10 protein-coding genes and 1 pseudogene are annotated in these 9,797 nt (G+C 63.4%); 5 read left to right on the top strand and 6 right to left on the bottom strand.

Translation table 11 applies throughout. The features are described from left to right. Positions 1-535, top strand: a 535-nt coding sequence (locus EOA32_RS27445; RefSeq protein WP_145971365.1) for a hypothetical protein, incomplete at its 5' end; no start/stop codon positions are given. 107 nt (positions 536-642) lie between these two features. Continuing rightward, on the top strand, positions 643-1,257 hold the full coding sequence (locus tag EOA32_RS27440; protein ID WP_128373384.1) for a 3'-5' exonuclease: 615 nt from the start codon (positions 643-645) through the stop codon (positions 1,255-1,257). A gap of 33 nt (positions 1,258-1,290) precedes the next feature. Here EOA32_RS27440 and EOA32_RS27435 read toward each other — a convergent pair whose 3' ends face one another. The 4 genes from EOA32_RS27435 to EOA32_RS27420 all read right to left on the bottom strand — a co-directional run bounded on the left by EOA32_RS27435 (position 1,291) and on the right by EOA32_RS27420 (position 5,365). After that, positions 1,291-1,881, bottom strand: coding sequence for an ABC-type transport auxiliary lipoprotein family protein (locus tag EOA32_RS27435; protein WP_128373385.1), 591 nt, complete (start codon positions 1,879-1,881; stop codon positions 1,291-1,293). Positions 1,882-1,969: 88 nt separating this feature from the next. Then, positions 1,970-3,343: an MlaD family protein gene (locus EOA32_RS27430; RefSeq protein WP_128373383.1), complete on the bottom strand. Its 1,374-nt coding sequence runs from the start codon at positions 3,341-3,343 to the stop codon at positions 1,970-1,972. A gap of 14 nt (positions 3,344-3,357) precedes the next feature. Then, on the bottom strand, positions 3,358-4,176 hold the full coding sequence (locus EOA32_RS27425; RefSeq protein WP_128373382.1) for an ABC transporter ATP-binding protein: 819 nt from the start codon (positions 4,174-4,176) through the stop codon (positions 3,358-3,360). Position 4,177: 1 nt separating this feature from the next. After that, on the bottom strand, positions 4,178-5,365 hold the full coding sequence (locus tag EOA32_RS27420) for an ABC transporter permease (RefSeq protein WP_128373381.1): 1,188 nt from the start codon (positions 5,363-5,365) through the stop codon (positions 4,178-4,180). A gap of 76 nt (positions 5,366-5,441) precedes the next feature. Here EOA32_RS27420 and dgcA point away from each other — a divergent pair, with 76 nt between their 5' ends. Continuing rightward, a complete protein-coding gene (gene dgcA / locus EOA32_RS27415) occupies positions 5,442-6,425 on the top strand; it encodes an N-acetyl-D-Glu racemase DgcA (RefSeq protein WP_128373380.1) in 984 nt (327 codons plus the stop codon). Here dgcA and EOA32_RS27410 read toward each other — a convergent pair. Next, complete coding sequence (locus EOA32_RS27410; protein WP_095829996.1) at positions 6,396-7,610, bottom strand: MFS transporter; 1,215 nt, start codon at positions 7,608-7,610, stop codon at positions 6,396-6,398. The two genes, dgcA and EOA32_RS27410, sit on opposite strands and share 30 nt — an antisense overlap. Positions 7,611-7,752: 142 nt before the next feature. Further along, a complete protein-coding gene (locus EOA32_RS27405) occupies positions 7,753-8,583 on the bottom strand; it encodes a UDP-2,3-diacylglucosamine diphosphatase (protein WP_128373379.1) in 831 nt (276 codons plus the stop codon). Positions 8,584-8,700: 117 nt separating this feature from the next. Here EOA32_RS27405 and EOA32_RS27400 point away from each other — a divergent pair, with 117 nt between their 5' ends. Continuing rightward, complete coding sequence (locus tag EOA32_RS27400; protein ID WP_128373378.1) at positions 8,701-9,480, top strand: SDR family oxidoreductase; 780 nt, start codon at positions 8,701-8,703, stop codon at positions 9,478-9,480. Positions 9,481-9,670: 190 nt separating this feature from the next. After that, a pseudogene (locus EOA32_RS27395) lies at positions 9,671-9,797 on the top strand (3,4-dihydroxy-2-butanone-4-phosphate synthase); the annotation flags it as partial.

The following is a 9,797-nucleotide window of genomic DNA, read 5'->3' as shown; positions in this document are numbered from 1 at the left end:
CGAGACGACGCTGCGCGGCACCCTCGATCTCGAGCGCCCGGCGGAAGCGCCGCGCCGCGATCCGAACGGCCGCACGCAGCAGGGCGGCTGGGTGCGCGATCTCCTGACCAACGCCTCGCGCGAGGAAGAGCTGAAGCCGGCGACGCCCGCGGAAGCACCGCGCGCGACCCCTGCCCAGCGTTCGCCGCTGCATGTCATGGAATCGCTGAACTCGCTGTCGGTCGACATCGCCCGCGCCATCGACCATGACGCCTCGATCGAGCTGTGGAACCGCTACCGCCGCGGCGAGCGCGACGTGTTCACGCGCCGGCTCTACACGCTGAAGGGCCAGCAGACCTTCGACGAGATCCGCCGCAAGTATCAGGCCGAGGCCGAGTTCCGCGCCGCCGTCGACCGCTACTGCGACGATTTCGAGAAGCTGCTCAAGGACGTATCGCGCAACGACCGCGACAACATCATGGCGCAAACCTACCTCACGTCGGACACCGGCAAGGTCTACACGATGCTGGCCCACGCCAGCGGCCGCCTGCACTGAGCGGGGCACATGTCAGACACTGAAGCGGGGCCATTGCTCCGCTTCTTCATTTTAGAATCTACTTCCAGTTTGACGCAGGTCCCATCTTCGATTTGGCGGGGAAGGCCTTGAAGACAGCGATAATCTTCGACTGCGAATTTCTTTGCCTCGAAGGCTCGCAACGCAGATTTTGGTGCGCGGCTCATGATCCCGATCCGGTCATAGCCCAGGTCGGCGCAGTAAAGCTCGGACTTGAGGGGGAGTTTCCCCTATTAGGCACGCACCGCGCCTATGTGCAACCGATTGACCGATTCGGCCGGGGATACGCGCTCGATCCGTTTTTCACCCAGCTCACCGGCATCACTGAAGAAACCCTGGAGACCGAGGGAGTCGGATTGGCAGAAGCTCTTGCCGACATCGACCGGTTCTCCGACGGTTCGCGCTTTTGGTCCTGGGGCAAGGACGAGCTGAACATGGTCGCGATCAGTTGTTATGTCGCCGGCATTCCCGTTTCCATACCAGCCAACCGGTTCGACAATGCAGTCAAGCTGCTGCTATCGGCAGGGATGCCGATCGAAGATTTGGCGAGGACACCCAGCAACAAGCTGGCGGACTACTATGGCGTCGACCACGCTCCGTTGCGGGCACACGACGCGCTCGACGATGCGCTATCGCTGACCCACACCCTGCAACATCTGTTGAAATCCGAAAAATTGCAGGCAGACGTCTTCGAGTGTTTGTAGCCTGCGTGGCACCGCACCGGCACGCGCATTCGTTCAGATCACCGAATCGGTCCAGCGGACGATGTCCTTCGCCGCTTGGCCGAACGCGTTGTCCAGGGCACCGACATAAGCGGCATTTCCGCCGCCCGAGACCGGTGCGCTGGCCGTGAAGTCCTTCGAGGCGCGCACCTCGCCATTGCGATCGTTGAGGATGCGCACGAACAGCTCGACATCGGCATGTTCGCCGCCATTGACCCGGACTTCGAAGGACCGCACCTCGACGATGATCTGGTAGTCGATCGCCAAACCCTCGCCCGGCTTGCCGACACCGGCAAAGCTGCCGGAGCGCTGAAAAGTCTCGGCGAGCCTTGCCTGCACGATCAGCGGCAGGCGGTCCGCCCATTGCGCGCCCTTGAGGAACTGGATCGACTGGTCGGACGGCCTGATCACGATGTTCTGGCTGTCCAGCGCCTTCAGCGCCGAGGGTTGGGCGATCAGGATCTGGCGGCGGCTGTGGCCCCGCATGTCGAGCGAAGGCGCGGAAAGCTCGAACGTGTCGAGCGGCGCCGGCCTGCCCCCCAGTACCGCGCAGCCTGCAACCGTGAACACGAGCGCCGCGGCAGCAACGGACTTCAACCCTCTCACTGACCTCACGCGCGATCCCCACTGTCCCCGGATCTGACGATCAACTTACAGCTGCAATCCATGTTCTTGGCGTTCGCAGCAGCGGAAGTCAACGCCGTGCCCTGCCGTCAAACTGACGGACCTCCCCCTCGCCGCCCGTCAGTATGCGCTGCGGGTTGCGGCTGAGATCTGTCACCGCTTCCTCGATTCGGCTGATCGAGCGCCGGCTGGCCTGGACCAGCGCCTCGACATCCTGCAGCCCCTGGCCGGAGAAGCGCGACAGATTGTCGACGATGGTGCCCAGCCGAGAGTTCAGCGTATCGGCAACCTGCTTGAAGGACTTCAGCGTCGCCCGAGCATCGGCCATTGCGCCATTGGCTTCACCGGACCCGAGAAGCTTGTCGACCTTCTCGAGAATTCCGTCGACGCGCACGGAGGCGTCGTTGAGGCGTTGCGCAAGCTGGCGGGCATTCTTGATCGTATCGTTGATGTCGTCGGAGCGGTTGGCGATCTTGTCGGTGACCTTGGCGATGTCGGCGGCCGCCTTGTTGGCGCTGTCGCTCGCCTTCTGGATGTTGGCGAGCGCCGTACGGACATCCGCCGGATCTATCCCATCGAGAACGCCGTTGACCTTGGCGAGCGTCCCTTGCGTCTGCTTGGCGAAGTCGTTGACCGACCCCACCGCGGCATCGACGTTCTTCAGCACGTCGTCCAACTGCCCGCTGGTTTCCTTGAGGTTCGCGGTGACCGTGTCGACATTGGCGACGATGCTCTTGATCCGGTCCTTGTCGACCGAATTGAGCAGGCCCTCGGCCGCCTTCAGCGTGCTGTCGAGTCGGCCCGACACATTTTGCAATTGCTCCGAAAGCGAGCTCACGGCGGACAGGAATTTATCGATGCCGTCCGAATTCTTGGCCAGCGCGTTGGAGAAGGTCTCGACGTTCTTGACTGTCTGCGTCAGCGGTCCGCGAACATCCTTGGTGAAGCCTTCCAACTCGGAAAGCACCTTGTCGGCACGCGTGAAGATGTTCTGCGCCGTCTGCAGCAGGTTGGTCACGGCCGACGGATTGGCGACGATCTCCGGAACCCTGCCTTCTTTCTCGGCCTGGTCGAGCAGCTTCACTTCCTTGGGATCGGCGCCTTTCAGCTCGATATTGGCCTGGCCGGTGAGGCCGGCGAGCCCGATATCGGCCTGCGTGGACTTGGTGATCGGCGTCATGCGGTCGATCTCGGTATCGGCGATGGCGACGGTCGGGTTGTCGACATCGATATAGACCCGTTTAACGTCGCCCACCTTGACGCCGTTGAACAGCACGAAGCTGCCGCGGCCAAGGCCCGAAGCCGAGCCCGGGATGCGCACCCGCAGCAGCGTCGTCTCGCCACGCTCGCCGATCGCGGCCGTCCAGTAGACGAAGGCGAACGCCGCGAGGATCGCGGCCAGCGTGAAAATGCCGACAATGACGTAGTTGGCTCTGGTTTCCATTGCCTCACTTATGGCTATGCGCGAGCCGCAAGATCAAGTTGCCGGGCGCGTTTTCCGCGGAAATAGGATTTTACCCACGGCTCCTCGCTTTTCAGCATGTCGTCGATCGTGCCTTCGACCAGCACCCTCTTCTTGCCGAGCACCGCCACGTGGTCGCAGGCGGTGAACAGCGTGTCGAGGTCGTGCGTGACCATGTAGACCGTCAAATCCATCGTATCGCGCAGCTTGACGACCAATTCGTCGAATTCGGCCGCGCTGATCGGATCGAGGCCCGAGGTCGGCTCGTCGAGGAAGACGATGTCCGGATCGAGCGCCAGCGCGCGAGCCAACGCCGCGCGCTTGATCATGCCGCCGGACAGCTCGGAGGGGAATTTCTGCGCTGCATCAGGCGGCAGCCCGACCAACTCGACCTTGAGCATGGCGAGTTCGTCCATCAGCTTCTTCGGCAGGTCGAGATACTCGCGCATCGGCACCTGCACGTTTTCCAGCACCGTCAGCGCCGAAAACAGCGCGCCGTGCTGGAACAGGACGCCAAGCCGCATGTCGATGCGCAGGCGCTCGATCTCGCTTGCCTTGTCGACGTCGACACCGAACAGCCTGATGGTTCCCGATTGCTTCGGCATAAGCCCGAGGATGGTGCGCAGCAACACCGACTTGCCGGCGCCCGAGGCGCCGACGAAGCCCAGGATCTCGCCGCGCTCGATATCGAGCGAAAGCTTATCGAGGATCAGCTTGTCTTCGATGGCAACGGTGACGTCACGGACCGAAAGCACGATCTCGCTCTCGTCCGCGTTCTGCGCCGTCTTGACCCCGTTGCCGCTTGCAACCGCCATCTCAAAACCCGATCGATGCGTAAAACATGGCGAAAAGCCCGTCGAGGATGATGACGACGAAAATCGACTTCACCACCGACGCGGTCACGTGCTGGCCGAGCGATTCGGCGCTGCCGCCGACCTTCATGCCCTCGACCGAAGCGATGGTGCCGATGATCATGGCCATGAACGGCGCCTTGATCAGCCCGGCAAAAATGGTGCTGAGGTCGATGGCGACCCGCAGCCGATCGATGAATGCCGCCGGTGGAATGTCGGAATAGAGCCAGGCGGCGATGATGCCGCCGCCGAGCGCGGCGAAATTCGCGATGATCGCCAAGCACGGCAGCGCAATCACCAAGGCGACGAGCCGCGGAAACACCAGCACGCCGATCGGGTTCAACCCGATCACCTTCAGCGCGTCGACCTCCTCGCGCATCTTCATCGAGCCGATCTCGGCGGTGATGGCGCTGCCCGAGCGGCCGGCCAGCATGATCGCGGTCATCAGCACGCCAAGTTCGCGCAGGATCAGCACGCCGACGAGGTCGACGACGAAAATGTCGGCACCGAAATAGCTGAGCTGATAAGCGCCTTGCTGGGCGACGATGGCGCCGACGATGGCCGACATCAGCACCACCACGGGAATGGCGCCGACGCCCATGCGGTCGATCTGGTTGAAGATTGCTGCCGGATTGACGGCATGGCCGCGGCCGAGCTTCATCTGCGCGCCGCGGATGGTGGCGCCGAGGATGTTCATCGAGGCCAGAAAATCGTCGCGCATCTCGTAGACGCGGCGGCCGACCAGCTCCAGCGCGCGCAGGATGATGTTGGGCGGTCCGGCCGGCCCCGATTCGGGTTCGCGACGCACCGCGTCGCCCACCGCGCCGAGCAGGATTGAGGCGATCTCGCTCTGCCCCTGCACATGGACTTCGACGCCTTTCTTCTCGAAAGCGCTCGCCAGCCGATCGATCAGCCAGGCGCCGGCCGTGTCCATCTTCTCGATCTGGGAAAGGTCGAGTATCAGCCTCTTGGCGCTGTTGCGGTTTTCGATCTTGCGCATCTCGGCATCGACCGATGCCACGGTCCGCGTCGTCCAGACACCCGAAAAAGCGCAGCCGAGCACGTCGCCTTCCTCGCCGACGGCAATGCGCGGCTGGTGATTGGCATCACCGGCGGGCGTGCGGCTTGCGTCGCGTTTGCGGATGGTCAACATGGCGTCCTGTTTAGCGTGACGGGACTGGCGTGTCGATTTGCCGGGAGACCGGGTCGCACAGCCGGAGAAGAAAAATATGGCGCGTGTCATTTCGGTCGAGGCGGAGCGATTCCCCATCGCGGGCACTTTCACCATCTCGCGCGGCTCGAAAACCGAGGCCGAAGTCATCACCGTGACGATCGCCGACAACGGACATGTCGGACGCGGCGAATGCGTGCCCTACAGGCGCTACGGCGAGACGATGGAAGGCGTGCGCGCCGCAATCGAGGCGATGCGCGGCCAGATCATCGACGGCATCGGCCGCACCGCCTTGCTCGCGGCCATGCCGGCGGGCGCGGCCCGCAATGCCATCGACTGCGCCTTGTGGGATCTCGAAGCCAAGCTGGGCGCCAGGCCGGTGGCGGACGCAATCGGGGTCGTTTCGCCGAAGGCGCTTGAAACCGCCTACACGCTGTCGCTCGCCGAACCTGAGGCGATGGCGGCGCAGGCCCGCGCCGCTGCCTCGCGGCCGCTGCTCAAGGTCAAGATCGGCGGCCACAACGACGCGGCAAGGATTCGCGCCGTGACGCAAGCCGCCCCGCAAAGCCGCATCATACTCGATGCCAACGAGGGCTGGACCGATAACAACATCGTCGAGAATCTCGCATTCGCAGCCGAGCACGGCATAGTGCTGATCGAGCAGCCGCTGCCGGCCGGCCGTGATGGCATCTTGCGCGAAATCGCGCATCCCGTGCCGATCTGCGCCGACGAAAGCGTGCACGAGGCGAAGAACCTCGAAGCGCTGGTCGGCCTTTATGACGTCGTCAACATCAAGCTCGACAAAACTGGCGGACTGACCGAAGCGCTGATCCTTCGCGATCGTGCCCGCGAGTTGGGTTTCGGCATCATGGTCGGCTGCATGGTCGGCACGTCGCTCGCCATGGCGCCGGCAGTGCTGTTGGCTCAAGGCGCCGATTTCGTCGACCTCGACGGGCCGCTGCTCTTGGCGCACGACCGCGAACCGGGTCTCGTCTACCAGGGCTCGCTGGTCTCACCGCCTCAGCCGGCGCTGTGGGGCTGACCGCGCGGCAAGCCCGATCAGCGCGAGGCCGATGATCGCGATCGGGATCATCGCCAGGAACCCGTCGACGCCAAGACGATCGTAGAGCGGGCCGGAGACCAGCGTGACCGCGGCCATGAAGAAGCCGTTGAAGAAATAGGCGATGCCTTGCGCGGCGCCCGTGCGCTCTTCGGAAACCGTTTCGCCGATCATCTTCTGCAGGCCGATCAGCACCATCGCCACCGAAACCGCATGCAGCGTCTGGACGCCGAAGAAGCCGACGACGCCGAGCCCCAGCGGCCAGACCAGCGGAAAGGCGACCCATCGCAGGATCGAGCCGATGCCGGCGATCACCATCACCCTGACGACGGAAACGGAGGCGAAAATGCGGTTGAAGAACAAGAACATGCAGACCTCGGCAACCACGCCCCAGGCCCACAGCAGGCCCACGACGGAATCGCTGATGCCGATCGACTTCCAGTAGATCGACACGAAGCCGTAAAGAAAGGCGTGGCTGGCGGTGATGATGCCGACACCCAGCGTGAAATAGAGGAAATAGGCGTTGAAGAGGCTTGGCGCCGAATGCTGAATGTCGGTCGCCGATAATGGCGACGCCTTGCGAGGCTTGCCCATCCGCGGCGCCCACAAACCCGCGGCAAGCGCTGCGGCAAGGGCCACAAAGATGATCGCCGGAACTGCTTGCGGGCCGGTGGCCGCCAGGATGAAGCCGCCGACTATATTGGCGCAGAAATAGGAGATCGAACCCCATTTGCGCATGGCGGTGTAGTTGGAGCCGAAGCGGCGGACGCCCGACAGAGCCAGCGAATCGGCCATCGGCGAATGCGGCGTCCAAGGGATCGAAAGCAACAGCGAGATGGCCAGCACGCCCGCATAGGTGGCCGGCAGGAAATAGCCGGCCGAAATGATCATCGTCGCCGCGACCAGCGCGATATAGACATTGGCGCGGTCCTTCGCCCGGTCGGCAAACGCGGTGAGCATCGGCGTCGTCACGACGCGCAGGAACATCGGCGCGGCCAGGATGACTGCGATCTGTTCGGCGTGGAAGCCTTTCGCCTCCAGCCAGAGCGGAAAATAGGGCAGATGCGTCCCCTGCGACACGAACAATGTCGCGAAGATCAGGCTCATGCGCAGTTCGAAATGGGCTGGCTTGACGAGTTGCTCAGGCGAAAGCGGCGGCAGCGGCATGAATCGATCCAATTACGCTGCATTCCACGACCCGCAACGCGTTTCGATCCCTATCACGCGGCAAGGCGCGACGGAACCGCCTCGACCAGGCGATCTGGCTAAAGCTGTTGAAAGACAAGGAACCTCGGAGCCGGAAAGGCGCTCAGGCAGCCTTGACCGCCCTGCCCTTGAGATCGATGAGATCGACGCGCACCGGCGCGTCCTTGCCGGCCGGAACTTCGGGCAGCACATGCGCCCAGGTCAGGATCTCCAAGCGGCCGTCGAAATGCTCGACCACCGCGGTGCAGCTTTCCACCCAGTCGCCGGTGTTGATGTATTGCACGTCGCCATAGCTTTCGATCGCGGCGTGATGGATGTGGCCGCAGATCACGCCGTCGACATGCGAGCGCCGCGCTTCCTCGGACAGCACCGTCTGGAACGATCCGATGAAGTTCACCGCCTTCTTCACCTTGACCTTCGCCCAGGAAGAGAACGACCAGTAAGGCAGGCCGAGCAGGTGGCGCAGTCTCGTCACGAGGCGATTGACCAGCATTGCCGTGTCATAGGCGTAGTCGCCGAGGTAAGCGAGCCAGCGCTGATTGTGCACCACAGTGTCGAACTGGTCGCCATGGATGACGAGAAGCCGCCTGCCGTCGGCGGTCTCATGAATGGCGCGGTCGGCCACGACGATGCCGCCGAAATGCACCCCCTGGAACTGGCGGGCGAATTCGTCGTGGTTGCCGGCGATGTAGGTGATCGAGGCGCCCTTGCGCGCCTTGCGCAGCAACTTCTGCACCACGTCGTTATGGCACTGCGGCCAATGCCAGCTGCGCCGCAGGCGCCAGCCGTCGACGATGTCGCCGACCAGGTAGATGGTATCGGCGTCATGGTGGCGCAGGAAATCGATCAGGAAATCGGCCTTGGCCGCTTTCGAGCCGAGATGCACGTCGGAAATGAACATGGTGCGAAAAGTGCGGGGCTCTGGACCGGACATCGCGATTTCCACCTTTCTTTGGCGTGCTATGCCTCGATTCATGCAACAACCGTATGACGGTTGCGGTTGGTCCAGCCCAGGCGCTAGCTTGCCGCCCTCGAAAAAGGAGAAATCACCATGGATCTCGGCATTCGCGGCAAGAAGGCCATCGTTTGCGCCTCGAGCAAGGGACTGGGGCGCGGATGCGCGATTGCGCTGGCCGAAGCCGGCGTCGACCTTGTTGTCAACGGCCGCAACGCCGAGCTGTTGGCGAAGACGGCGCAGGAAATCCGCGAAAAATTCGGTGTCGAGGTGATCGAGATCGCGGGCGACGTCTCGAAGCCGGAAGTGCAGAAGGCATTGCTTGCCGCCTGCCCCGCCCCCGACATCCTGGTCAACAACAATGGCGGCCCGCCGCTTCGCGATTTCCGCGAGCTCGACCGCACGAAAATCCTCGAAGGCGTGACGCAGAACATGGTGACGCCGATCGAGCTGATCCAGGCGGTCATCGACGGCATGGCCAAGCGCGGCTTCGGCCGCATCGTCAACATCACCTCGCTGTCGGTCTATGTGCCGATCCCGGGCCTCGACCTGTCGTCGGGCGCCCGCGCCGGCCTGACCTCGTTCCTTGCCGGCGTGGCCCGCACGGTCATCGACCGAAACGTCACCATCAACAGCCTGTTGCCCGGCAAGCTAGACACCGACCGGCTGCGTGGCCCGCAAGAAGCCGGCACGCCGGAAGACCCGGCAGCGGCCGTCGCGCGCAAGGCCCGCATCAGCGCCGACGTACCGGCAAAGCGCCTCGGCACGCCGGAAGAGTTCGGCCAGATCTGCGCCTTCCTGTGCTCGGTTCATGCCGGCTATCTCACTGGACAGAACATCCCGGTCGACGGTGGCCTCTACGTGAGCGCGTTCTGACGAGCTTCGTCAATCAGCCGCAAGTTTCCGAGCCAACAGGCTGAAATGCATTGATTATCTTCGCCTCGGCATTGTGAATGCCAGGGCCGACATTTGGCGTCGCGAAGAATCGCCGCTGCATGCTAAAAGGCTCGAAAGCAAGAAGCAGGAGGGCCGCGAATGGACGGCGAGAGCAAGAAAACGGCCCGATCGCGGGCCTGAGGTGCAGGCTTTCGCCGCGCAGCACGGGCTGAAGCAGGTTTCGGTCGCCGATCTCATCGCCTATCGCCAGCGCAAGGAAACGCTGGTCGAGCGCGTCGCCTGCTCCGACATCGAGA

Source organism: Mesorhizobium sp. M1A.F.Ca.ET.072.01.1.1, from assembly GCF_004023325.1.
Lineage (GTDB): Bacteria > Pseudomonadota > Alphaproteobacteria > Rhizobiales > Rhizobiaceae > Mesorhizobium.
The sequence above is the reverse complement of the archived record's forward strand: the minus strand, read 5'-3'. Positions and strand labels throughout refer to the sequence as shown.

Excerpts from the sequence above, each read along its gene's own strand:
- EOA32_RS27425 (WP_128373382.1), bottom strand. The coding sequence starts at position 4,176 with ATGGCGGTTGCAAGCGGCAACGGGGTCAAGACGGCGCAGAACGCGGAC.
- EOA32_RS27420 (WP_128373381.1), bottom strand. The coding sequence starts at position 5,365 with ATGTTGACCATCCGCAAACGCGACGCAAGCCGCACGCCCGCCGGTGAT.
- EOA32_RS27430 (WP_128373383.1), bottom strand. The coding sequence starts at position 3,343 with ATGGAAACCAGAGCCAACTACGTCATTGTCGGCATTTTCACGCTGGCC.
- EOA32_RS27405 (WP_128373379.1), bottom strand. The coding sequence starts at position 8,583 with ATGTCCGGTCCAGAGCCCCGCACTTTTCGCACCATGTTCATTTCCGAC.
- EOA32_RS27410 (WP_095829996.1), bottom strand. The coding sequence starts at position 7,610 with ATGCCGCTGCCGCCGCTTTCGCCTGAGCAACTCGTCAAGCCAGCCCAT.
- dgcA (WP_128373380.1), top strand. The coding sequence starts at position 5,442 with ATGGCGCGTGTCATTTCGGTCGAGGCGGAGCGATTCCCCATCGCGGGC.
- EOA32_RS27400 (WP_128373378.1), top strand. The coding sequence starts at position 8,701 with ATGGATCTCGGCATTCGCGGCAAGAAGGCCATCGTTTGCGCCTCGAGC.